The 23,760-nt window shown below is 57.4% G+C and carries 19 protein-coding genes; 1 reads left to right on the top strand and 18 read right to left on the bottom strand.

Annotated elements, in window-relative coordinates; translation table 11 throughout:
* Positions 1–3: 3 nt before the first annotated feature.
* The 6 genes from Q0932_RS07555 to Q0932_RS07530 all read right to left on the bottom strand — a co-directional run bounded on the left by Q0932_RS07555 (position 4) and on the right by Q0932_RS07530 (position 6,837).
* Positions 4–756, bottom strand: coding sequence for an SDR family oxidoreductase (locus Q0932_RS07555; protein ID WP_299351025.1), 753 nt, complete (start codon positions 754–756; stop codon positions 4–6).
* A complete protein-coding gene (locus Q0932_RS07550; RefSeq protein WP_299351023.1) occupies positions 743–2,542 on the bottom strand; it encodes an IlvD/Edd family dehydratase in 1,800 nt (599 codons plus the stop codon). Before Q0932_RS07550 ends, Q0932_RS07555 begins: the two co-directional genes overlap by 14 nt.
* On the bottom strand, positions 2,539–3,387 hold the full coding sequence (locus tag Q0932_RS07545; protein WP_299351021.1) for a fumarylacetoacetate hydrolase family protein: 849 nt from the start codon (positions 3,385–3,387) through the stop codon (positions 2,539–2,541). Before Q0932_RS07545 ends, Q0932_RS07550 begins: the two co-directional genes overlap by 4 nt.
* 164 nt (positions 3,388–3,551) lie before the next feature.
* The gene (locus tag Q0932_RS07540; RefSeq protein ID WP_299351019.1) at positions 3,552–4,499 is read right to left on the bottom strand and encodes an ABC transporter transmembrane domain-containing protein; all 948 of its coding nucleotides are present in this window, start codon (positions 4,497–4,499) and stop codon (positions 3,552–3,554) included.
* A 165-nt stretch (positions 4,500–4,664) separates the two neighbouring features.
* Positions 4,665–5,153, bottom strand: a complete 489-nt coding sequence (locus Q0932_RS07535; RefSeq protein WP_299351017.1) for an SAM-dependent methyltransferase — start codon at positions 5,151–5,153, stop codon at positions 4,665–4,667.
* A 145-nt stretch (positions 5,154–5,298) separates the two neighbouring features.
* A complete protein-coding gene (locus Q0932_RS07530) occupies positions 5,299–6,837 on the bottom strand; it encodes an arylsulfatase (protein WP_299351453.1) in 1,539 nt (512 codons plus the stop codon).
* A 229-nt stretch (positions 6,838–7,066) separates the two neighbouring features.
* Between Q0932_RS07530 and Q0932_RS07525 the strand changes: the two genes are divergently transcribed.
* Positions 7,067–8,986: a multiheme c-type cytochrome gene (locus tag Q0932_RS07525; RefSeq protein WP_299351015.1), complete on the top strand. Its 1,920-nt coding sequence runs from the start codon at positions 7,067–7,069 to the stop codon at positions 8,984–8,986.
* A gap of 3 nt (positions 8,987–8,989) precedes the next feature.
* On the opposite strand, the gene Q0932_RS07520 is transcribed toward Q0932_RS07525, so the two are convergent.
* The 12 genes from Q0932_RS07520 to Q0932_RS07465 form a co-directional block, all read right to left on the bottom strand.
* A complete protein-coding gene (locus Q0932_RS07520; protein WP_299351012.1) occupies positions 8,990–9,862 on the bottom strand; it encodes a DmsC/YnfH family molybdoenzyme membrane anchor subunit in 873 nt (290 codons plus the stop codon).
* The gene (locus tag Q0932_RS07515) at positions 9,862–10,596 is read right to left on the bottom strand and encodes a 4Fe-4S dicluster domain-containing protein (RefSeq protein ID WP_299351011.1); all 735 of its coding nucleotides are present in this window, start codon (positions 10,594–10,596) and stop codon (positions 9,862–9,864) included. Before Q0932_RS07515 ends, Q0932_RS07520 begins: the two co-directional genes overlap by 1 nt.
* A complete protein-coding gene (locus Q0932_RS07510; RefSeq protein WP_299351009.1) occupies positions 10,596–13,424 on the bottom strand; it encodes a molybdopterin oxidoreductase family protein in 2,829 nt (942 codons plus the stop codon). The genes Q0932_RS07515 and Q0932_RS07510 overlap by 1 nt, the downstream gene beginning before the upstream one ends.
* Positions 13,425–13,799: 375 nt before the next feature.
* On the bottom strand, positions 13,800–14,585 hold the full coding sequence (locus tag Q0932_RS07505; RefSeq protein ID WP_299351007.1) for a helix-turn-helix domain-containing protein: 786 nt from the start codon (positions 14,583–14,585) through the stop codon (positions 13,800–13,802).
* Positions 14,586–15,365 carry an oxepin-CoA hydrolase, alternative type gene (locus Q0932_RS07500; RefSeq protein WP_299351005.1) on the bottom strand — a complete coding sequence of 260 codons (780 nt, stop codon included), beginning with the start codon at positions 15,363–15,365 and terminating at the stop codon, positions 14,586–14,588.
* On the bottom strand, positions 15,362–15,778 hold the full coding sequence (locus Q0932_RS07495) for a PaaI family thioesterase (protein WP_299351004.1): 417 nt from the start codon (positions 15,776–15,778) through the stop codon (positions 15,362–15,364). Before Q0932_RS07495 ends, Q0932_RS07500 begins: the two co-directional genes overlap by 4 nt.
* On the bottom strand, positions 15,775–16,866 hold the full coding sequence (locus Q0932_RS07490) for an acyl-CoA dehydrogenase (RefSeq protein ID WP_299351002.1): 1,092 nt from the start codon (positions 16,864–16,866) through the stop codon (positions 15,775–15,777). Before Q0932_RS07490 ends, Q0932_RS07495 begins: the two co-directional genes overlap by 4 nt.
* A 9-nt stretch (positions 16,867–16,875) precedes the next feature.
* Positions 16,876–18,072: an acyl-CoA dehydrogenase family protein gene (locus tag Q0932_RS07485; protein WP_299351000.1), complete on the bottom strand. Its 1,197-nt coding sequence runs from the start codon at positions 18,070–18,072 to the stop codon at positions 16,876–16,878.
* A gap of 9 nt (positions 18,073–18,081) precedes the next feature.
* On the bottom strand, positions 18,082–19,257 hold the full coding sequence (locus Q0932_RS07480) for an acetyl-CoA C-acyltransferase (RefSeq protein WP_299350998.1): 1,176 nt from the start codon (positions 19,255–19,257) through the stop codon (positions 18,082–18,084).
* A gap of 15 nt (positions 19,258–19,272) precedes the next feature.
* Positions 19,273–21,363 carry a 3-hydroxyacyl-CoA dehydrogenase NAD-binding domain-containing protein gene (locus tag Q0932_RS07475; RefSeq protein WP_299350996.1) on the bottom strand — a complete coding sequence of 697 codons (2,091 nt, stop codon included), beginning with the start codon at positions 21,361–21,363 and terminating at the stop codon, positions 19,273–19,275.
* A gap of 135 nt (positions 21,364–21,498) precedes the next feature.
* Entirely contained in the window at positions 21,499–23,142 is a 1,644-nt protein-coding gene (locus tag Q0932_RS07470; protein ID WP_299350994.1) for a mechanosensitive ion channel domain-containing protein, read from the bottom strand.
* A gap of 92 nt (positions 23,143–23,234) precedes the next feature.
* Positions 23,235–23,612, bottom strand: a complete 378-nt coding sequence (locus tag Q0932_RS07465) for a 5-carboxymethyl-2-hydroxymuconate Delta-isomerase (protein WP_299350993.1) — start codon at positions 23,610–23,612, stop codon at positions 23,235–23,237.
* Positions 23,613–23,760 lie beyond the last annotated feature (148 nt).

Below are 23,760 nucleotides of genomic sequence, written 5' to 3'. Positions count from 1 at the left end.
GCCTCAAATCGTAATGCCGCCATCCGGCTGCAAGGTCTGCCCGGTAAATAGCAAGGATTCGTCTGAGGCAAGAAAGGCTACGGCCGCAGCCACGTCGTCCGCTGTTCCCAATCGACCTGTTGGCTGCCGGCTGATAAAGAACTCCCACGCCTTCTCATAGCTGCCGAATTGTTCTGTTAACTCGGTGACGCGCTCGCGCATTGAAGGCGTGTCGACGGTGCCGGGACACACCGCATTGCATCGCAAGCCTTCGGCTACATAGTCCGCAGCCACAGCTTTGGTCAGACCAATGACCCCTGCCTTGGCAGCACCATAGGCCACGCGTTTTGGCAGGCCCTTGATCGATCCGGCCACCGACGCAATCGTCACGATACTGCCGCCAGCTCCGCGCATTTTCGGCACGGCCGCAGCAAGCACATTATAGGCGCTGTCGAGCGTGATGCTCATAGACCGGCGCCAGTCTTCGGGGCTGCAGTCTTCAATTGTACCCTGATGAACATAACCTACTGCATGCACCAGTACGTCGACGCGCTCAAAGCCCGCGAAATACGCCTGCACGGCCGCATGGTCGGTGGCATCCAACTGACCTGTCTGCATGCCTTCAGCGTCTGACAGCAAATCCGCTTGCAGGTCCGTCGCAAAGACCTGCGCCCCCTCGGCTTTCAGACGCTCCGCAACCGCGCGACCGATCCCCTGACCCGCAGCGGTCACAACGGCGACCTTGCCCGCCAGACGCTCTGCGTTAGTGGTTGTCACGGGGCAAGTCCTTGGTTTGAGCGATCCTCTGATATTTGACCGCGGGCTTCAGAACCATACCCTTGTCAAATTGATCCACGATACCGCGCTGAATTTCCTGCCACGGTGTTTGATGATCGGGATAGGCATAGCCGCCCGCCTCAATTAGAGCCTGACGCCGCTCTGCCAATTCAGTGTCGCCAATCAGGATATCCGCCTGCCCCTTGTTCAGATCTATGCGCACCCTGTCACCTGTCTTTAACAACGCAAGTCCTCCCATGGCCGCCGCTTCGGGGCTTGCGTTCAGGATCGAAGGGCTGCCCGAGGTGCCAGATTGGCGGCCATCACCGATGCAGGGAAGCTCGGTTATACCCTTTTTCAATAGGCTGGCCGGAGGCTGCATATTGACCACTTCGGCGCCGCCCGGATAGCCAATCGGGCCCGCGCCACGGATCACCAGAATGCAGCTTTCGTCGATGTTCAGCGCGTCGTCTTCGATGCGGTCGTGATAGTCTTCGGGACCGTCAAAGACGATCACGCGCCCTTCAAAGGCCTCAGGGTCTTCCGGGTTTGAGAGATATCGGGCGCGAAACGCCTCTGAAATCACCGAGGTTTTCATAATTGCGCTGTCAAATAGATTGCCACGCAGGTGAAGGAACCCTGCGGCCTCTTTCATTGGCGCGGCATAGGGTTTGATCACATCTGCATTGCTGACCGAGGCCCCGGCATAAACCTCGCCCATGGACGTCCCGGTTACGGTGACGGCGTGCGGATGCGGCAGGGCATTGTTGGCAATCAACTCGGCCATAACGCCCGGCACCCCCCCTGCCTGATGGAAATCTTCAGACAAGTAGTCACCAGCAGGCTGCACATTCGCCAAGAGCGGAATTTGATGCCCGACCTTTTGCCAATCATCGTTGGTCAATTCGATCCCAAAGTGTGACGCAACCGCGTTCAGGTGGATCGGCGCATTGGTGCTGCCCCCGATGGCGGAATTGGCGACAATGGCGTTCTCAAAGGCCTCGCGCGTCATGACATCAGAGGGTTTCAAATCCTCATGCACCATTTCAACGATACGGCGCCCCGTCTCATAGGAGATTTGACCGCGTTCGCGATAGGGCGCCGGGATCGACGCACTGCCGGGCAATTGCATGCCCAAGGCTTCTGCCAGCGCATTCATCGTGCTCGCGGTGCCCATGGTGTTGCAATAGCCAACCGAAGGCGCCGACGCGGTGGCGACATCCATGAATTGGTCATAGTCAATGTCGCCCGCGGCAAGCTCTTTTCGGGCCTGCCAGATCGCCGTACCTGACCCGGCGCGCTTGCCCTTGTGCCAACCGTTCAACATTGGGCCGACTGACAAGGCAATCGCTGGAATGTTGACCGTCGCCGCAGCCATCAAGAGCGCGGGTGTGGTTTTGTCACATCCAATCGTCAGAACCACGCCGTCGATGGGGTATCCATAGAGGCTTTCGACCAAACCAAGATAGGCCAGGTTGCGATCCAGTGCTGCTGTCGGGCGTTTGCCGGTTTCCTGAATGGGATGCACCGGGAACTCAAAACAAATGCCACCCGCCGCAGTGATCCCGTCACGCACGCGTTTTGCCAATTCGATATGGTGACGGTTGCAGGGGCTAAGGTCAGACCCTGTTTGGGCAATCCCGATAATCGGCTTACCAGACTGCAGCTCTTCGCGCGTGATGCCAAAGTTCAGATAGCGTTCAATATAAAGCGCCGTCATGCCCGGATTATCAGGGTTATCGAACCAGTGTTGCGAGCGGAGTTTCATACCGGAATCCTTGGTCATAGTGCGACGACTTTCTGTGTTTGAGAGCCCAGGCCTTCAATGCCCAGATGCACCTCATCCCCAACGTTCAAAAAGACCTGCGGGTCTTTGCCGGCACCAACACCCGGAGGCGTTCCGGTACAGATCAGGTCTCCGGGCTCAAGCTGAATGAACTCGCTCAGGTAGCTGACAATTGCCGCGCAATCAAAAATCATCGTGTCGGTATTGCCGGTCTGCATGCGGTTCCCGTTCACGTCCAGCCACATGTCCAGCCCAAGTGCATCGCCGATTTCATCTCCGCTGACCAGGTACGGGCCTGTCGGGCAAAAATTCGGAAAAGACTTGCCTTTGGACCACTGTCCACCTCGTTCCATCTGCCAAGCGCGTTCCGAGACATCATTGACCAGGGTGTAACCAAGCACATGATCCAGCGCTTCATCTTTGGAGATGTTCAGCGCACGCTTGCCAATGACAAGACCCAGCTCGACTTCCCAATCCAGCTTGGCCATCTTGGGGCTGTAAAGGATATCATCATTCGGCCCGCAGAAAGCGCCCGAGGACTTGTTGAACAGGATCGGCTGATCCGGCACCGGCAGTCCCGCCTCGGCGGCATGATCGGAATAGTTCAAGCCAATGCAATAGATGTTACGCGGCTGCGCGATCGGAGGGGCTACCCGCTTCCCTGCAATGTCGGCAACTGGCAAACTGGTCGGGTCTATCGACGTGAGCGCGGCAATCACTTCTTCTGTCAGAATGTCCGGCGCATAGTCTGCCGCGATGGCAGATGCATCTCGGGCGACACCTTCCGCGTCAAGGATACAGGGGGTTTTGGTGCCATAGCGATCACCGTATCGCATCAGTTTCATGCAGTGGGGTCCTTGTATTGCGTGTCGGCTGGTGACGCATCACATCCGGTCAAAGATCGCGTCGATGTCATACAATCATGCGCAGGCGCGACGTAAAAGAGGCAAGTTCGCCTTGATTTTGTGAAGCCAACAGTCTGCGGCTGATCTCTGAGTACAAGAGAGCCCTAGCCAGAGCGATTTCTCAGCTTTTCCAAGACCGCTTGGCGATCACCTTCGGGAAAGGCATCGCGCAACAGTTCGTATTTTACACGCGTCGCGCTCACCTGCCTGTAGAACGCGATGAGGAACGCCGTGGGCGCCTGCAGGCGGCTTAGCCCCATGACGGCTGCCACAACGGTTCCGACGTCCGTAACATCGCGCAATACCATCGCACTGCCCAGCATGAGCACCGCGACCGTTCCGGCCCCGTTGATCGCACTCAGCAGGAATTTGGTGGAGAGTTTCCAGTGAAACACCCGGCGACGGGTGTCATAGATCTCATCAAACTCCTGCAGGACCTGCTCTTCAAGGGCGCGCGCATCGCTGCCCGTCACATGCCCTGTAGCCCTGCGTAAAATCTTGACACGGGCCGAAACCAACGCATTCACGCGCGATTGGGTGTAAAGAACGATCACCACCTGAGGAAGAATGATCAACAGAGCGATCAGGCCCAGCTTTGGTTGCGTGGACGCAATGAAGCCAATCACACTTATCAAGGTTCCCAATTGTACGACTGGCTCGGAAAAGGCGCTGCCAACGAACTTACCTAACTCTTCAGCTTCGGCAGCGATCATTGCCGCTGATTGCCCGGTATCCTCGGACTTGGCCCCGGCTCTGAGATACGCCCCGAAAATATACCGCCGCAGAAACCGGATGATATCCTCGCCAAGGATATTGGCGCGAAACCCCATCAACCATTTCAGGGATAGGGACAGAAGGATCACCGCCATCATACCGATGCAGAGCCAAATCAAGTCTTCTGCCGTTGCCGTGGCCTCGGTGAGGCCGTTCACAATTTCTCTTTGAAAGTTTAGCGGTGCGGCTGCCAAAGCGGCAACAATCAACGACAGTATTATCAAGACAACTTGGCGGCCCGCGCTGACACGCCAGATGGCTGCATAGAATTTCAGCATATCAGGATCCAATCGGCTTTGCGTTCATAGTGATGCGCTTAAGGCACCACTGCAAGCACCATGGCACCCCAATTGCGGTTCTTGGCACGTGGTTTGGTCTGTCTTGTTTGAAATATGGGTAGGTTGGCAGCCGGTTGATCTTTTGATCTCGCCAGCTCCACGCGGTTAACAGGACACTGGTGGCACGTCGATCGTTTCAACCCACGGCTTGATATCTACGAGCGGCGTACCGTCAAAACAGTCGATCGCATCAATCTCAACCCTGCCCGTCTCCAGATCAATGCCGGTGATCCGCACCGCAGACATCGCCAAGGGATTGGGCCGTACGGGGGAGCGAAGGGCAAATGTCCCGCGCGTTTCCTCGACGTGTTTTGGCGATTGCCGGATCAGGTCGCGTCGGGCGGCGTACATCCAGTAGATTAAAATCACCGCCTGCCCGACCTCTAACCCCTCAAGTCCGGGGACAAAATCTGGCTTTAGGACGATCTCTGCGCCCTTTCCGCTCTCGCGTGCCGCGCGCACATTTCTGGGGCAATCCCCAACGGACCAAGGCGTGTGAATCTCGCCAATGAAATGCACGCCAGCGTCAGTGTGATCCGCAGGATCAAATCCCAGTTCCACCTCTCCGGCGCGGGTCGCAAAGCGATCTGTCATCTATGGGTCCCTTCATTTTTTTGGCTCCATCAAGCCCGGCCAAATCATTATTGTCAAAGACCAAAACGACGCGCGCACTGCGCCCCCAAAACTGAAAATGGGCCGCCTCTCAGGCAGCCCATTTTCTGTTCAACTGTGCGAACCCTTAGTTGTGGGTCGGTGCCGTAAGCTTATCCATGACCTGTTCCAGGCTGAAGCTCGCCGCTTTCTGACGCGGCGGATACTCTTGGAAAGTGGCCAGGAACTGACCGACATAAGCCTGCGCAGGCACCAAGAGATAGGCGCGATCCAACAGCCAGTCATAGTAGGTGTTGGAGGTCTGGTAAGCCCGCTCGTACGGATCACGACGTAGGTTGAAGATCAACGGCACGCGCAGCGGAGTAAAGGGCTCCATCCAAGCGCGGAAGGTCTTGTATTCCTTCTGCTCCATGAAGATCAACTTCCACTCACGCCAGCGCAGAGCGGTGAGATCGCCATCATCCGAGAAGTAGAAGATCTCGTCACGTGGACCCTTGGCTTCGGCACCCGTCAGGTGCGGCAGGAAATTGTAGCCATCCAGATGCACTTTGTACTCGCGTCCAATGGCCTGAACGCCACCTTTCATCAGATCGTCTTTGATGGTGTCGTTGCCGGCAGCGGCCAGCAAGGTTGGCAACCAGTCCATATGGTGCATGATCTCGTTCGAGATCGACCCTTCGGCAATCTGGCCGGGCCAGCGCACCATCGAGGGCACACGCCATCCACCTTCGTAGTTGGTGTTTTTCTCGCCAAAGAACGGGGTCGCCGCGGCATCAGGCCAGGTGTTGTAGTGCGGACCATTGTCGGTCGAATAGTGCACGATGGTGTTGTCCGCGATGCCCAACTCGTCCAACAGATCAAGGAAGATACCGATATGCAGGTCATGCTCAATCATGCCCGCGGTGTATTCATCCACATTGCGACCCACGATCTCGTTGGCTTTTGCGCGCATATCGTCCCGCACATGCGTACGGAAGTGCATGCGTGTCCCACTCCACCAGACGTAGAAGGGTTTGCCCTGCTCATGGGCGCGCTTGATGAAATCAACCGCGGCTGCCACGGTTTCGTCGTCCACCGTTTCCATGCGCTTTTTGGTCAGAGGACCAGTGTCTTCGATACTGCCATCGGCCGATGACTTGATCACACCGCGCGGACCAAAGGTTTCACGGAAGGTGCGGCCGTCGGCCATCAGCAGATCACCGGGATAGTCTTCGTTTTCCGGCTCTTCCTCTGCGTTGAGGTGGTACAGATTGCCGAAGAACTCGTCAAAACCGTGGTTGGTCGGGAGATGTTCGTCACGATCACCAAGGTGATTCTTGCCGAACTGGCCGGTCATGTAACCTTCGGCCTTAAGCATCCCGGCAATGGTGGGATCCTCGACCTGCATGCCTTCTTTCGCACCAGGCAAGCCAACTTTGGAAAGTCCTGTGCGGAACACCGATTGCCCCATGATGTAGGAAGAGCGACCAGCGGTACAGGACTGCTCACCATAATAATCGGTAAAAATCATGCCCTCATCGGCGATCCGGTCGATGTTTGGCGTGCGATAGCCCATCATTCCCATCGTGTAAGCGGAAATGTTGGACTGGCCGACGTCATCGCCCCAAACCACAAGAATGTTTGGCTTGTCCGTATCTGCAAATACCGGCACCGCGATCAACGTCATTGAGACGGCAACCGTGAATACCTTTGTTAGTCGTGAGATTGGCCTCATCAAAAAACTCCCTATTAATAAACCTATAGCGCAATGTAGCTCAGCCCCAGAAAAACGCAAAAGAAACGAGCGAATTAGTGCCCAGAAAAAAAGTTGAACAACCCAGACAGGAATTTCGCTGGAGACAGACGGGAATAACGCGCTACATAGAAGCCTGAATTCTTACTGCGGATGGGCCTTTATGTTTCACGCACGCGTACTTGTTGTCTTGGCAGTTTTGTTCATACCAACCGTCTTGCTGGCCAGTCCAACGTATGTTGGCAGTGAAACCTGCATCGATTGCCACGAGGAAGAAGCCGAGGCTTGGCGTGGCTCGCATCACGATCTTGCATGGACTCGCCCCGACGAAGGCATGGTTTTGGGCGACTTTTCGGGGTCCGAGTTCACACTAAACGGCGTGACATCTCGTTTTACGACAGAAGATGGTGCCTATTTCATCGAAAGTGACGGGCCTGATGGCGCCAGCACAAAGTATCCGGTGAAAGATGTGATTGGAATTGCACCGCTGCAGCAATACGCGCTGGAAACAGCGCCGGGTCGATTGCAAAGCTTTGACGTGCCTTGGGATGCTGTCAAAGAGGAATGGTATCACATCTACCCGGATCAAGGTCTGCAGTCCGGGGACGCGCTGCACTGGACCGGGCCATACAAAACGTGGAACGCCCGCTGCGCCGAATGTCACGCGACCGATTACACACGTAATTATGATGCTGTGACGCGAACCTATTCCAGCACCCAAGCCGAAATTGGAGTCGGGTGCGAGGCCTGCCACGGCCCCGGTTCGTCACATGTGGATTGGGCACAAGAGGCCTCGAATGCGGTCAGCGATGGCACTGGCAACACCGGGTTGACCGTGGACTATGCCAATGGCGGACAGGAATTGCTGATCCAGCAATGTGCCAGCTGCCATTCACGCCGTGAACCATTTCTGAGCGGCTCTCCGGAACCGGGAACGGCGTTTCATGACGCCTACCGGCTCTCCACGCTGCGCCCGGGCCTTTATCACCCTGACGGTCAGATTCTGGACGAGGTCTATGTCTATGGATCCTTCCTGCAGTCCAAAATGTATGCCGAGGGCGTAACCTGTAAAAACTGCCATGATGTTCACGCCGCAGACCTTGAGCAGACCGGCAACGCCGTTTGCACACAATGCCACTCAGAATCCGGGAATGGAGAGTTTCCGACCCTGCAAAAGGCCCTTTATGACGACCCCAGTCACCATTTCCACGAAGCGGGCACAGAAGGCGCCGAGTGCAAAAGCTGCCACATGATCGAACGTGTCTACATGGGCATCGATGGGCGTCGCGACCATTCGTTCCGCGTTCCGCGCCCGGACCTGACAGTCCGAACCGGCAGCCCGAACGCGTGCAACGATTGTCACAACGATCGCAGTCCACAGTGGGCCTCGCGTCAGGTAGACCGCTGGTATCCCCAGTCGGAGTACCGCGGCACGCACTTCTCTGACGTTTTTGCCCAAGCCCAGAGTGGCGCGCCAGAGGTTGGGACCGCCCTGCGTGATTTGGCAGCTTACAACGAACTGCCCGCAATCGTGCGCGCAACGGCGCTGGAGATGTTGCAAGGCTATGCCTCGCCACGTTTGGCAGATGAGTTGGCCCATCTTCTTACTGATCCCGAGCCGCTTATCCGATCCACGGCCGCTCCGTTGCAAAGAGCGGCAGAGCCAGCAACCGCCGTTGAAAGACTTGCGCCACTTCTGTCTGATGACATGCGCGCGGTAAGGATTTCTGCCGTACGCGAAATGCTTGGCCTGCCTCCGAACCTGCTGCCCGAAGCGGATCGCCCAGCTTTTTCTGCGGCTATGGGAGACTTGCGCACAGCGCTGCAGACAAAAATGGATTTCCCCGAAACCCATATGCAATTGGGTGGTATGGCGCTTGCGACACGCAACTTTCCAAACGCGGTTTCCGCATTTAGCGAGGCTGCGCGTCTTGACCCTCAGATGGTTCAGGCTTGGTCAATGATCATACGGCTGAATGCAGCGCTCGGCGAAACCGATGCTGCCAAGGCCGCCTTGTCAGAGGCCCTGGCTGCCAATCCCGGAGATCAGTTTCTGTTGTCACTCAGGGCACAATTACCCTAAGGGTCAGCGTCCGTAGTACAGTGAGACCACATGCTTGGCCTCGGCAAAGAAAAGCCAGCGGCCTGCTGCCACTCCGGCGATATGCGAAAGCACGGCGACCAATGCGATCATATGCGAGAATGGCAGAACCGTGAGACACAGAACCGGCAGGACCACACCCAAGCCCAACGCAATCGCACGCAGCTTGGCGCTGTGTTTGCGCCCCACCTGATAGGCCATCTCTTTCAAGAGATAGTTCTGACCGGAATGCGGAGGCTCCAACTGGCGTACGGTTCCGATTGACCCCAGCCCCGTGGCTGTTTCCAGCGAAGCGCCACTTTCGTCAAACTGCGCATCGCCCTGACGCCATGACAGGATCAAAATCAGGCCCAATACAGCCAACAGGATCGCGGCAGCGGTGATTTGACCGGCAAGCAAAGCACCCCCGGCCAGTGCGTGGGTCAGAAACAAGACTGGTGTCCAGCGCATGTTCCAGCGGGGCACGGTGGTCAGTTGAGCATAGATCATCGAGGTGGTGAAAACGGTGCCAAGGCTCAGCAGTGCCCCGATCCAACCCAGCGCGGTCAGATCGACCCCCAGGAAAATCCGACCAATTGCAAAGGGCGCCATGACCAAAAGTGCCGCGACAGAGGCGACGCCTTCGCGACTAAGCCAGCTTGTGCGCCACTGGCTGAACGCCTTGGTCGCGTTCTTTTTGTTGCCTAGGTGGAATGTCGCCGCCAAAAGGCCGCCCACCGCCAGCGCATAGCCGAGCGCAAAGAACAAGAATGCCACGCCCCCAGTCACATCCGGCATCCCCAGGCCAAGGAATGCCAACAGGCCAAAGCCCAATCCGCTGAGTGTGGTGAATACGATAACAGAAGGTGCGGGATGCATCAGAGCGCCTCCAGTGCTTTATCAAGCCATTTCAAAAAGCCCTTGGGCTCTTCGGATGTCGGCGCCAGCGCCATGTCGGCCAACAACGTGTCTTTCTCACGCGGTGGCAGATATTTGTTCACCGGTTTGGTGCCCATCTCGGGCATCAGGTCCATACCACCCCGCTCTGCCACCAGTTGCGACACATCGCTGTCCGGGTCACCAAGGTCACCAAAATGGCGCGCCCCGGCAGGACAGGTCCGCACACAGGCAGGCTCGCGGTCTTCTTCGGGCAGGTTCTCGTTGTAGATACGATCGACGCAGAGCGTGCACTTTTTCATGATGCCAGCCAGTGAGTCTAACTCGCGCGCGCCATAAGGACAGGCCCACGCGCACAGGCCGCATCCCATGCAGTCGTTTTCGTTGACCAGCACAATGCCATCCTCGACCCGCTTGTAGCTCGCGCCTGTCGGGCAGACGGTGACGCAGGGTGCGTCTTCGCAATGCAGGCAGGATTTCGGGAAATGCACGGTCTGGGCACATCCGGACGCGGGGGTCACCTCATAGGAATGCACACGATTCAGAAATGTACCCTCGGGCTCCGCCCCGTAAGCATCCATATCAGACAGCGGCTCTCCGTAGTTCGAAGTGTTCCACTCTTTGCAATTCACCACGCAAGCGTGACAGCCAACGCAGGTGTCCAGGTCAATGACCAGTCCCAGTTTCTTTTCAGTGGTTTCGGGCAGTGCAGTCATCAGAAGCCCTCCCCGTAGGCCACATCCTGCGGGCCGCGTCCCACAGGTGATTTCAAAGCGTCATGGGCAGGCTCCGAAGGTCCGCCCGGCGGTGCCTTTTCAATCCTGACACGCAGGTCGAACCAAGCGGCTTGACCGGTGACAGGGTCCGAATTGGCCCAGCGTTGACCGTCCCCTTTTTCGGGCAGCAACTCATTGATAAGATGGTTCAAAAGGAACCCCTTGGTCGCCTCGGGCGCGTCCTCGGACAGGCCCCATGCGCCGCGTTTCTTACCAATCGCGTTCCATGTCCAGACCGTGTCGGGGTTCAGCGCATCCATACGCGCCACCGGCACTTTGATCTTGCCATGAACAGACGTGACATAGGCCCAGTCGCCCTCTTCAAAGGATTGTTCATCCCAAATCTTTCCAGGGATATACAGTCGATTGACATTGGTGATCTGACGCAGCCAGGCATTCTGTGACCCCCACGAGTGATACATGTGCATCGGACGCTGGGTCAGCGCGTGGGTCGGATACTCATCATGGCTAACAGCGGCATCTTCGAACGGCTGATACCATTCCGGCAACGGCGTAAAGGCCGCCTTGATGCGCTCGCGCATGTTTTCAGGCGGCTGCCGGTCGCCAATGCCTTCGGCGGCGCGCTGCATTTTGCGCATCGGCTCAAGGTAGAGGTTGAAGACATAAGGCTGCGGCTTGTCGAACAGGCCAATCTTGACAGCCCAGTCCTGATAACCCGCGTTCCACGGTTTGTAGAACTGCGCGTCCTCCGGGATATGCTCAACCCAGAATCCACCGTTTTCAATGTAGCGATCCAGCTGCTCTGGGTTCACTTCGCCCCGGCCAACGCCTTTGCCATCCTTGCCGCGGAAACCCGAAAGCGGGCCAACACCGGGACGACGCTCGTGGTTGACGATGTAGTCGGCATAGTCGGCATATTTCTGGCCGCCATCTTCATTAACCCAACCGGGCAGGCCCAGACGGGCGCCAAGATCACACAGCGCTGATTGGAAGCCGCGCACATTGCGATCAGGTTCGACCACTGGCCAGCGGATCGCATCTGCTGCGGCCTCGGCCTCGCAAATCGGACGATCCAGAAGCGAGATACAGTCATGCCGCTCCAGATAGGTCGTGTCTGGCAGGATCAGGTCGGCATAGCTGACCATCTCGGAGGAATAGGCATCCGAGTAAATGATGTGCGGGATCACATAGTCGCCATTGTCATCCTTGTCGGTGAGCATACGCATCACCTCGGATGTGTTCATCGACGAGTTCCACGCCATGTTCGCCATATAGAGGAACAACGTGTCGATCTTATAGGGATCACCCGCGTGGGCGTTCGAGATTACCATGTGCATAAGGCCATGCACCGAGAACGGGTTTTCCCAAGAGAACGCCTTGTCGATGCGTTTGGGATTGCCCTCATCATCGATCAAAAGATCTTCTGGCCCCATCGGGTACCCCAGATGCGGTCCCGGAATAGGTTGACCGGGCTCATCAATGCAGTGCGGTTTCGGATGCGCCTCGGGGGGCTTGGGGTACGGTGGTTTGAATCGGAAACCACCCGGAACTTCGACGCTGCCCAACAGGATTTGCAGGATGTGCAGCGCACGACAGGTCTGGAACCCGTTCGAATGGGCCGAAATTCCGCGCATCGAGTGGAAGCTGACCGGGCGCCCGATCATCTTGTCGTGCTTTTCACCCTTCCAGTCGGTCCAGGGCTGATCCAGCACGATCTCTTCTTCAAACGCGACACGCGCCAGTTCTGCGGCCACGGCCCGAATTTTTTCGGGGGTGAGGCCACAACGTTCAGCCACCGCTTCGGGCGTGTAGTCGTCGGACATGTATTTCTCGGCCAAAAGCTGAAAGGCCGGTCTATAGGTTTGTCCGCCTTGGCGCAGATGACCTGCCAAATCCGGAGTGGTACCCGGCGTGTCATAGGCCACCGGCTTTCCGGTTTCGCGGTCCAACACCAGCGCTTTGTCGTCGTCGCCACGCAGGAACAGGCCGAAATCCTCAGCCCCTTCATCCGAAGACACGAGGAAACCGGCATTGGTGTAGCGGCAGAGATAGTTCAGATCGACTTTGCCCGCGCGCAGCAATTCGTGGATGATGGACAGGATGAACAACCCATCTGTGCCTGGCGTGATGCCAATCCATTCGTCCGCAACGGCATTATATCCTGAGCGGATCGGGTTCACCCCAATGATCTTACCGCCGTTGGCCTTCATGCGGCCAATACCCGCTTTGATGGGGTTTGAATCGTGGTCTTCGGCGACGCCAAAGATCATGAACAGCTTGGTGCGGTCCCAGTCGGGTTGGCCAAATTCCCAGAACGCTCCGCCCATCGTGTAGATCCCAGCGGCCGCCATATTGACCGAACAAAAGCCACCATGCGCGGCATAGTTTGGCGTGCCATAGGACTGTGCCCAGAGGCTCGTAAAGCTTTGCGACTGGTCACGACCGGTGAAAAACGCCAGCTTTTCAGGCGACGTCTCACGCAAAGGTCCCATCCAGCCAACGGCCATGTCATAGGCCTCGTCCCAGCTGATTTCCTCAAACTCACCAGACCCACGCGGGCCAACCCGCTTCATCGGTGCCTTGAGGCGCGCAGGCGAATAGTGCTGCATGATCCCCGCGGAACCCTTAGCGCACAACACGCCCTTGTTCACCGGGTGATCCCGGTTACCTTCGATGTATTTGACCTTGCCATCCTGCAAATGCACGTTAATCCCGCAGCGGCAGGCACACATATAACAAGTGGTTTGACGCACCTCGTCCGATACTTTCGGTGAGGGCCGCGCCTCAATTTTTCCAACCTTTGTCACGCTCTGGTGTCCTCCCTGCCAGACCTACGGTGTAGCCTTTCACGGCCGCCGATCATAAGTCCAGAATTCTGCGCCATACCAACCCAGTTTCGATTCTGTTCCAACCAAGCCCAAAATGCGAGAAGCCCTGCCCATGGGTCAGGGCAGAATTGGTCAGAAAGACCCTTGGGCATCGATCTAATCTGACACCTGAGGTCTGAATGCCTAATCCTGTTTGCTTCGTGCGATTTTGAGATCCCCTGGCGTCTCCCCTTCAACTATCCAGCCGCGAAAGCGCGCCAATGTGGTGCGAGATGCGGCAAGGCATTGTGGCAGTCTAGAACAGATTTTGCAAAAAATCATCATTTTTGATACCAATGGTATCAATTATTTGCGTTATCGCCGAGAAACGGATGATGTTTCGCCATATCTTAGCTGTGCAACAGCTTTTACAAGCGCCGGTCCAATCAGCGTCCGCATATCCTGCGCATCTACCGCGCTAGCTGCAGCACCGGCCAGAAACGCGACCGGCGCACCCATGCCTGCTGGCCAATAGGGAACAGCAACCGCATTGATGGTTTGCGAGTAGCGCGCCTCTCCGGTCACGCAGGTAAAGCCAGCATCGGCAATTTCCTTAAGCGCTTCGCCCCGCGCTCGCTCGGCCGTCGCGCCCACGTCGCCGCCAATCACTTCGCTCAAAGCCATCACGCCTTCGGGTCTTAGTTCCGCGAGATAGGCACGCCCCGAGGACGAGGACAAAATCGGCATGCGATACCCCACTTCCATCCAATCGCGCCCGGTATCATCCGGCGTCCAGGTTTTGCACATCAACATCTGATCGCCATCCTGGATGGCAATGCCGACCAACGTGTCGCTCGCGTTTGCCAAGGCCTGCATCACAGGGCTGGCGTCTTCCACAAATTCAAACGACGCGCCCGCAATCTGCCCGAGGGCCAGTGCCGACGGGCCGAGACGGTATTTCTCATTGCGACGGCCTTGTGTGAGATACCCATCGGCACAAAGCGTGTGGGTCAACCGGCAGACAGTTGGTTTCGGGATACCTGTGCGCAGCGAAATCTCTTGATTTCCCAACCCGTCATCGCTGGGTCGAAAGGCTCGCAACACGGCCAATCCACGGGCCAGTGTCGACGAAAATCGCATATCCCGTTGCGCGTCAGGCATTCACCGAAACACCGGTTTGCGCTTGTCCAGAAAAGCAGCAATGCCCTCGGCCCCTTCGTCACCACCAAGCGCGTCACAAACAGCGTCACGCTCTGCGATCAGGTGGCTCTCAAGATCCGAGGTTTCCGCCGCGTTCAAAAGACTTTTGATGTTGGCAATGGCCTGCTCAGGACCTGCGCCCAGCTTCAGAGCCAGATCCCGTGCGTGCCCCAAGACAGCGTCATCAGCAACGAGATCGCTGATTGCCCCCAGTGCATACATGCGCGCGGCCGCAACAGGGGTTCCCAAAAGCGCCATACGGGCAACGGTCGCTCGCGGCATGGCCTGCATCAATGCGTAACTTGCTCCGCCATCGGGTGTCAGGCCCGCTTTGACATAGGCCAGAGTGAACTTGGCACTCTCACCCGCCACGATCAGATCGCAAGCCATCGCCAGCGACAGTCCAGCGCCTGCCGCGCCGCCCTCAACAGCGGCGATAACCGGCTTGGGGCAGGCCCGAATCCCTAAGATAATGGCATGCAACTCGTCCACTTTGGCCCGACGATCCGGCATGCTGAGCTCGCGGCGCAGTTTCAGCGCGTTAAGGTTCCCACCTGAGCAGAAAAACCCGCCTTCTCCGGCGAGTACGACCGCATGTATCGCCGCGTCATTCGTTGCCCGCTCCAAACCTGCATTGATACCCGCATAGTACTCCGGCGTCAGCGCGTTGCGCTGGCCAGCATTGCAGTTCCAGATCGTCATGACGCCCTGCGCCACATCTATGCGGCAGTGCTTGTTCATGACATGCCCTCTTGCTGGGTGCGCACCCGCTTGAAGACACCAGTTGAGGTCGCAATGCGCGTGCCGTTTTCGTCGACCAACTCGGCTTCAACAAAACTCATGCTCCGTCCCCCGCCGGTCACTCGGCCCGTCGCGCGCAGGGTTCCTGAAGTTGCCGGAGCCATGAAGTTGATGTTCAGCGACACGGTCGTAAAAGGTGTGAGGCCCAGATCATCAACGGTCAGGCTGGCGGTCACGCCGCTCGCCGTGTCCAGCAAGGTCGAGATGATCCCACCGTGCAGCACACCGTGACGGTTTCTATGCACGTCTTGCATCTTAAGCACGCAATGCGCCTCGCGCGCGGCGCCATCGACTTCGACGGCAAAGCCGATCAGCTTTGCCAGAGGAAGTGGCTTTCGGATAGGTGCCGTCATGCAGCCCCCGAAAGCGCGATAAACCGCGCAAGGTGATGATCCACATCGCCGAACCAATGGTCGATCATGGTGATGCGTCGGGCAAAGTGCGAGAGCGCATATTCATCGGTCATACCAATGCCGCCGTGCATCTGCACCGCCTCTTCGACCACCAGGGCTCCGACCCGCCCGACCAAGTTCTTGGTCGCACTAACATGGCGTTCGCGGGTGGTGCGGTCTGCTTCAAGATGACCTGCAAGATTGATCACAGCTGAGCGCGCTTGCTCAACCTCGATCAAAACATCCGCCATACGGTGCTGTAGGGCCTGAAATTTGCCGATGGGGATGCCGAACTGTTTGCGTTCCTTAAGATAGTCGAGCGTCAAAGCTTTGGCCGCTTCCATCGCACCCAAGGCTTCAGCCGAAACTGCCAAGATCGCATGGGCCACTGCGCGTTCAAGGTCTTCGTAGCTGCTGTTGAGGCGCGCCATCGGAGTCACATTCTCAAGGATCAGCGTCGCACCAGAGGTGCCGTCGTTGTTGACGTGATCGACAAGGGTCACGCCCTCGGCGTCGGGTGTCACAACAAAAAGGGCAATACCACTTTCATCTGCCACCTCTCCGCTTTCACGGGCAGAGACGACCAGATGTGTGGCCTGTGCCCCATTCAAGACATGCACCTTGGTGCCGTTCAAAACGCCATTCTTTGCGCTTGTTGACACATGGTTCAGATCATACCGCGCCTCTGCCTCAGAAGTGGCGAGTGCAGCAATGGTTTCTCCGCCGATGATCCCGTCGATGAGATCGGCGTAATCCCCCAGCAAGGCACCGGCCAGCACCGCTGGCAATACCGGCTCGATCACCCCAGCGCGCCCCAATTCCTCGAAGACCACTGAAATGTCGAAACCCTTGCCGCCAAAACCACCCTGTTCTTCTGTGAACAGAGCACCCAGCACTCCCAACTCAGCCAGGCCAGCATAAACCTCTGCGTCATATGGGAGGCCAGATGCGATCACTCCGCGCCGGTGTTCGTGGCTGTATTTGTCTTGCAGAAACCGCCCAAGGCTGTCCTGCAACATGCGACGTTCGTCTGTCAGATTGAAATCCATGTCCGCCCCTTACAGTCCCATGATGGCTTTGGTGATGATGGTGCGCTGCACTTCGTTCGATCCGCCAAAGATCGACAGCTTGCGATTGTTGAAGTAGCTCGGCGCAGAGGTTGCCGCATGTTCAGGCCCCATCATTTCGGCGTTGTCTCCGCCTTCAAGGTAATCCGCTTGAAATGGCAGCGCGTCCGGTCCAACCGCACGGCGCAAAAGCGATGTGAGTTCCTGTCGGATCACCGTGCCTTTGACCTTGAGCATTGAGCTTTCCGCACCAGGCGCCTGCCCCTTGGCTGCCGCTGAGACCACCCTCAGATTGGTCGTCGCCATCGCCATCAAGTCAATCTCCACCTGCGCCAAGCGGGCGGCAAAATGTGGGTTCTGGATCAGTGGAGCACCGCCTGCCTGCACCTTGGACGCAACCTCTTTCACGGTCTCAAGCGCGGCGTTGGAAAAGCCGACCCCGGCAATGTTCGTGCGCTCATGCGTCAGAAGATATTTGGCATAGGTCCAGCCCTTGTTTTCTTCGCCGACAAGGTTCTCGGCGGGCACGCGCACATTGTCAAAAAACACCTCGTTCACCTCGGCACCGCCATCGACCAGTACGATGGGTCGCACTGTGATGCCCGGCGTGGTCATGTCGATCAGCAAGAAAGAGATGCCCTCTTGCTTCTTCACATCCGGATCGGTCCGCACGAGGCAGAAAATCCAGTTGGCGTGCTGACCCAGCGTGGTCCATGTCTTCTGGCCATTGACCACATAGTGATCGCCCTCCCGTTCCGCGCGTGTTTTTACGGCTGCCAAATCAGACCCGGCGCCCGGCTCGGAATAGCCCTGACACCACCAGTCTTTGCCGTTCAGAATACGCGGCAGAAAGCGCTGGCGCTGCTCTTCCGAGCCAAAAGCCATCAACACGGGCGCGAGCATCGACAGGCCAAATGGCACAACGCGCGGCGCGTGGGCGCGACAGCATTCATCCTCGAAAATCTGGCGCTGAACCGCGTCCCACTCTGCCCCGCCATACTCACGAGGCCAATTAGGCGCGAGCCACCCACGCGTGTTCAGCATGGTGTGCCAGCTCTCGCTGTCCTGCTTGGTCAGGCGTTTGCCAAGCCGAACCTTTTCCGACATCTCACGCGGCAAAGTCTCGGCAAGCCACTCGCGCACTTCGGCGCGAAAGGCTTGCTGGTCATCGGTGTAGTTCAGATCCATGCCGACCTCCTAGAAAATCTCGAACAGGCCCGCAGCCCCCATGCCGCCACCGATGCACATGGTGACGACGCCCAGCTTGGCGCCACGGCGTTTCCCCTCCAGCATCAGGTGCCCGGTCATCCGCGCGCCGGTCATGCCAAATGGGTGACCGATGGCGATCGAGCCGCCGTTCACATTGTACTTCTCAGGATCAATGCCCAGACGGTCGCGGCTATAGAGACACTGGCTGGCAAAGGCTTCGTTGAGTTCCCAGAGATCGATGTCATCGACTTTCAGGCCATGACGCTCCAGCAGGCGCGGCACGGCAAACACCGGTCCGATCCCCATCTCATCCGGTTCACAGCCAGCTACGGCAAAGCCCTTGAACGCACCCAGAGGCTCCAGCCCCCGACGTTCTGCTTCACCCGCCTCCATCACCACCACGGCAGCGGCGCCATCAGAAAGCTGGCTGGCGTTGCCGGCAGTGATGTGGTTGCCGGGACCACGTACGGGGTCAAGACCCGCCAATCCTTCCAACGTAGTGGTTGGGCGGTTGCACTCATCGCGGTCCACGGTGACCTCTTTCATCGAGATCTCGCCGGTTTCCTTGTCCTTCACAGCCATGGTTGCCTGCATCGGCACGATCTCATTGTCGAACTTACCCTCAGCCTGCGCCTTGGCGATCAGCTGCTGGCTGCGCAGGGCATATTCGTCCTGATATTCGCGCTCCATATCGTAGCGCTGCGCCACAATATCCGCAGTTTCGATCATCGACATGTAGATCGCGGGTTTGTGCTCAAGAATCCAAGGATCTGGCGCCGGGCGCATCTTGGATTGCACCAGCGAGATGCTTTCGACGCCGCCCGCCACCATTGGGCCCGCGCCTTCTTGGGTGATGGCATTGGCGGCCAAAGCGATCGCCTGTAGGCCTGATGAACAGAACCGGTTCACGGTCATGCCCGAGGCAGTCACCGGAAGGCCCGCGCGGATCGCGATCTGGCGGCCAATGTTGGCGCCAGTCTCACCTTCGGGCAGGCCACAACCGATGACGCAATCCTCAATCTCGCCCCCCTCAAGGCCGGCGCGCTGAACAGCGGCCTCAACCGCGTGGCCACCCATCGTGGCGCCGTGGGTGGCGTTGAACGACCCGCGAAAGGATTTCGCCAGCCCGGTGCGGGCGGTGGAGACAATAACTGCTTGTTTCATGGTGCGTTTCCTTGTTCAGCGGTTCAATGAGGCAAAGGTTTTGCCCTCGGCCACCAACTGCTCCAGCAGCGGGGCGGGTTGCCAGAAATAGTCGTCTTCTTCCGCGAAAGTCTTGATGTCGTTCAGAATCTTCTCAAGTCCTACTGCGTCCGCGTAGTGCATCGGGCCACCCCGCCAGCGTGGAAAGCCATAGCCATTCAGCAGCGTGATATCGACGTCGAGGGGGCGCAATGCAATGCCTTCACCGACAATCTTGGCGGCCTCGTTAATCATCGCGGCCATGTAACGGTCGATGATCTCCTGATCGCTGATGTCCCGCGCAGCGATGCCTTTGTCAGCACGCTCGTTCGCGATGATTGCCAGCACTTCGTCGTCAGGCAGCTCACCTTTGTCTTTGTCATGAATGTAAAACCCGCGCCCCGTCTTGCGACCAAAGCGGCCCAGCTCACAGATACGGTCCGCGAACTCTGAGTACTGCTCGCGCGGATCGCGTGTTTCTGCCATGCGCTTGCGGTTGGCCCAGCCAATGTCCAATCCAGCCAGATCGGCCACGCGGAACAGGCCCATCGCCAATCCGAACTCTTGCATGGCCCGGTCGACATCATAGGGGCTGGCACCCGCCAGAACCGCGCCGTTGATAGCCCGGGCATAGGCATTGAGAATGCGGTTGCCGATAAACCCGTCACAAACACCGGACCGCACGGCGATCTTTTTCATCCGCTTGCCCAGCGCAAAGCCAGATGCAACGACGTCAGGCGAGGTTTTCGCCCCAACCACGACCTCAAGCAGCCGCATCATATGCGCAGGAGAGAAAAAGTGCAGGCCGATCACATCTTGCGGCCGACTGGTCATTGCTGCGATGTCATCGACATTCAGGTAAGAGGTGTTCGACGCAAGGATCGCGCCGGGTTTGCAGATCTTGTCGAGCTGACCAAAGACGTCTTTTTTGACCTCCATGCTCTCAAAAACCGCCTCGATCACCAGATCTGCATCGGCAAAGTCGCCGTAGTCCGTGGTGGTTCGGAAAGCGCCGCCCATGATCGCGTCATATTTGGCCTGCGCAAGTTTGCCGACTTTGACGGCTCCGGCCAGATGGCTGCTGACGGTTGCCGCAGCCTTCTCGGCCGCCTCTGTGTCGCGTTCGGCAAGAGTCACATCCAATCCCGCCAACAGCGCCGAGGTCGCAATGCCAGCACCCATCGTGCCGCCGCCAACCACGCCAACTTTGCGAATGTCACGCGGCGTGCCGGTTTTCATTTCGGGAATTTTGGCCACTTCGCGTTCGCTGAAAAAGGCGTGGATCATTGCTGGGCTTTGGGGGTCTGTGAACAGTTCTGTGAACAGCTCACGCTCACGCGTCATGCCCTCTTCAAACGGCAGGGTCATTGCGGCCTCAATGGCTTTCATGCAGTTGATCGGAGCTTTCAGCCCGCGCGCTTTCTTTGAGACCATCGCCATCATTTGCGCGAAATCCTCGGCAGACACGGTGTTGGCCGCGCGAGCACTTGTTGGACGCGCCGAAGCGCCTTCGGCCACCAACCGCTTGGCCATCGCAACACCCGCAGCACGAACGTCATCGCCCTCGACAATCTCATCAATCAGGCCCAACTCAAGAGCTTCCTTGGCACCGATCATGCCACCGCCTGTGATCATCTTGACCGCTTTGGCAATCGGTACGATCCGCGGCAGACGCTGGGTTCCACCTGCGCCCGGCAGAATGCCCAGGTTCACTTCGGGCAATCCAAATCGCGCCGACGCCAGCGCTACACGGTAATGCGTTCCCAATGCGGTTTCCAATCCACCGCCCAGCGCCGTTCCATGCAACGCGCAAACGGTCGGGGTGGACACATCTTCGATATCGTTGATGACATCCGGCAGGCTGGGTGGCAGGGGCGGCTTGCCGAACTCGCGGATATCCGCCCCGGCAATAAAGGTGCGCCCAGCACCATAGATCATGATGGCGTTGATCGCAGGGTCCGCATCCGCCGCCTGAACGGCCTCAACTAACCCCTGGCGAACCGCTTGGCTCAACGCGTTTACTGGTGGGTTGTCGATCTCAATAACGGCAATGCCGTCTTCCACTGTCGTGCGAACCGGTTCGCTCATGATGTCCTCCCGAAACATGTCTGCTGTCCGGTGCACGGATTCGGCGCCGGTCTTTGGGAAATTTTACTATGTAAAATTTGCAGCGTACAAACAGTTTCCGAAATGACGGCGCGTCAGACCGTCGCCGCCCCTGTATCAGGCCTCTTCAGTGTCTGAGCGGGCGTTGGGCGCCAACTCTCCCTGCCAAACTGTCTCTGCAATCTTGGCTTCGGGCGTATCCATCTCGTAAGACGGGGTCATGATCTGCACTTCGTTTTCATTGAACACATCGACAATGTTCTTGTGCAGATCACTCAGCATGCGCGGCAAATACGAGCCGCGTGTGGTGAAGGCATTGACCTGATAGTTGATCGCATAATCCGCCAGCGCCTCCATTAAAACAAACGGCGCCGGCGTTTTCTTAAGCCCGGTCGTGCGCGCCGCTGCTTCTAGCAGCATGGCTTCAATCTTTTCGCGCGGCTCTTCGTAACCAATCCCGACCGTGGTGTGCAAAAGCAGCCCCTTGCCATCCAGCTTGGCGGAGAAGTTCTTAACTTCCGAGGCCAACAACTTGGCATTTGGAATGCTGACCAGCTCATTCTTTACGGTGCGCAGATAGGTCTCCATCAACTTGATCTGGATGACGTCCCCGTAGAACTCACCGACCAAAATGCGGTCCCCGATCTTCATGCTGCGTTTGTACAACACAAACAGACCCGCCAACGAGTTGGCAATCACCGAGTTTGACCCCAGCGAGACCATCAGACCCAGAAAGATCGTCAGCCCCTGAAACGCCGCCGAGTCTGAACCGGGAATGTAAGGAAAGCTCAGCACGATCGCCATCAGGATCAGAGCCAGACGAATGAGTGAGTAGGTTGGCCACACCCAGTGCGGCTCAAAATTCTTAAGGGCAATCGTACCCTGTTCGACGTTCTCGAAGAACAGGCGCACGCCGCGAATTGTAAAGGCGGTGATCCACGAGATGATCCCGATGATAATCAGGTTCGGTACATAGCTTAGCGCGCCTTTGCCCAGATTCACGATCGGGTCGGTCACATAGGTGATCAGCAACGATGCAATGGGGCGTGTTTCAGGAAAGGCCAACAACACAAAAGACAAAAAGTAATAAAACCCGATAAACAATATGAGGTTCAGGAACATGCGCATCACGTATTCAGCCAGCCGCGCCACCGCCTGGCTTTGCACCATCTCTTTGGTCGCTTCCTGAACCGCGTGGAACCGGCGCCGCACGATCCTTCCCACCACTGAGGGCAACCTGTTCCGGACAAACAGGATAACGGCGCAATAACCTACAAAGACCGCAGTCCAAACCAGCGCCATTGTTGTGCTTTGCGCAATGGCCTCATCGGTGCGGCTTTCCCGATACCTAAGGATCGCATCGTAGATGGCATTTGATTGCAGATCGACAACCACGGCCATGTCCATCTTTTCCAACTCGGCATCAGCGCGGGTGGCCGTACTCACGAGCAGGCCATCTGCTACGATCTCGATACCGATTGCGACCTCGTTTGAGGTCATCGTGACGATTTTGGCTGTGCTGGACTTAGCAACCTCCAGAATACGCTGGGAGATTTGTTCGGCACGTTCGTCTGCAGGAAGAGCGGAGGACCCACGCACCGTGAACAATTCTTCGCCTTCAAATACTACTGGTTGGGCAAATTCAGGATCGTCTGCAGCCGACCGGGACGTTGTCTCGGTTTCCGTTTGCGCAAGTGTGGCCAGGGGGCAAGTCAATAGAACACACAGGCACAGCGTGAGCGTGCGGAATACCAAGGTCATCAGGATCCTCCCAAAACGGCAGAGTCCTTTGCATCGCGCCCCACCTTACCGTCAATGCTACAGTGGAATGTCATAAACTCAACAATTGAGTCTCAGAGGTGTTCGCGGATGGTCCCGGTCTTCGGGGACAGGCTGGCATCAATGTCACGCATTTCCAGCGAGAGTGCGAGGGAACGCTGCGCCAGAATCGGTTTTAGAAACCCTTTTGCGGCCTCAAAAATCTGTGCAGACGCTTGCTCTTTGACCGTTTGGGGCCGCCCTTCCCGCAGCCGGATGGAGATATCGATAAAGCCGTGCTTGGGGTCGCCATCTGCGATAGCGTAGTGATCCGCCCGGAAAGCCCGCACCCGAATCCCTGGCATCGGAAAGGTGTCAATTGCGGCGGCTGAGCTGCGGATTTCCTCGCAGAACGCCGACATGTCCACCACATCCTCCAGATTTGCGGAGTATTCGATAATGAAATGCGGCATGGCTTGACCTCTGGACAATATGCTTAATAAATTAAGTTTCTCATCCCACGTCTGTCAAAATCTTTCGCCAGATCTAGGTGGAAAAAATTACTTGACATGTTAAGTATATTCCCCCTAACCTCCATGAAAAGAAGTTCCCGCGACCCAT

Origin of the sequence: uncultured Shimia sp. (genome assembly GCF_947498095.1) — a bacterium.
Classification (GTDB): Bacteria; Pseudomonadota; Alphaproteobacteria; order Rhodobacterales; family Rhodobacteraceae; genus Shimia.
Note: the sequence above shows the minus strand (reverse complement) of the source record. Positions and strands in the feature narration are given on the sequence as shown.

Bases quoted from the DNA above. Each gene is read 5' to 3' on its own strand.
- Q0932_RS07550 (WP_299351023.1), bottom strand. From the start codon at position 2,542: ATGACCAAGGATTCCGGTATGAAACTCCGCTCGCAACACTGGTTCGAT.
- Q0932_RS07545 (WP_299351021.1), bottom strand. From the start codon at position 3,387: ATGAAACTGATGCGATACGGTGATCGCTATGGCACCAAAACCCCCTGT.
- Q0932_RS07540 (WP_299351019.1), bottom strand. From the start codon at position 4,499: ATGCTGAAATTCTATGCAGCCATCTGGCGTGTCAGCGCGGGCCGCCAA.
- Q0932_RS07535 (WP_299351017.1), bottom strand. From the start codon at position 5,153: ATGACAGATCGCTTTGCGACCCGCGCCGGAGAGGTGGAACTGGGATTT.
- Q0932_RS07530 (WP_299351453.1), bottom strand. From the start codon at position 6,837: ATGACGTTGATCGCGGTGCCGGTATTTGCAGATACGGACAAGCCAAAC.
- Q0932_RS07525 (WP_299351015.1), top strand. From the start codon at position 7,067: ATGTTTCACGCACGCGTACTTGTTGTCTTGGCAGTTTTGTTCATACCA.
- Q0932_RS07520 (WP_299351012.1), bottom strand. From the start codon at position 9,862: ATGCATCCCGCACCTTCTGTTATCGTATTCACCACACTCAGCGGATTG.
- Q0932_RS07515 (WP_299351011.1), bottom strand. From the start codon at position 10,596: ATGACTGCACTGCCCGAAACCACTGAAAAGAAACTGGGACTGGTCATT.
- Q0932_RS07505 (WP_299351007.1), bottom strand. From the start codon at position 14,585: ATGCCTGACGCGCAACGGGATATGCGATTTTCGTCGACACTGGCCCGT.
- Q0932_RS07500 (WP_299351005.1), bottom strand. From the start codon at position 15,365: ATGAACAAGCACTGCCGCATAGATGTGGCGCAGGGCGTCATGACGATC.
- Q0932_RS07495 (WP_299351004.1), bottom strand. From the start codon at position 15,778: ATGACGGCACCTATCCGAAAGCCACTTCCTCTGGCAAAGCTGATCGGC.
- Q0932_RS07490 (WP_299351002.1), bottom strand. From the start codon at position 16,866: ATGGATTTCAATCTGACAGACGAACGTCGCATGTTGCAGGACAGCCTT.
- Q0932_RS07485 (WP_299351000.1), bottom strand. From the start codon at position 18,072: ATGGATCTGAACTACACCGATGACCAGCAAGCCTTTCGCGCCGAAGTG.
- Q0932_RS07480 (WP_299350998.1), bottom strand. From the start codon at position 19,257: ATGAAACAAGCAGTTATTGTCTCCACCGCCCGCACCGGGCTGGCGAAA.
- Q0932_RS07475 (WP_299350996.1), bottom strand. From the start codon at position 21,363: ATGAGCGAACCGGTTCGCACGACAGTGGAAGACGGCATTGCCGTTATT.
- Q0932_RS07470 (WP_299350994.1), bottom strand. From the start codon at position 23,142: ATGACCTTGGTATTCCGCACGCTCACGCTGTGCCTGTGTGTTCTATTG.
- Q0932_RS07465 (WP_299350993.1), bottom strand. From the start codon at position 23,612: ATGCCGCATTTCATTATCGAATACTCCGCAAATCTGGAGGATGTGGTG.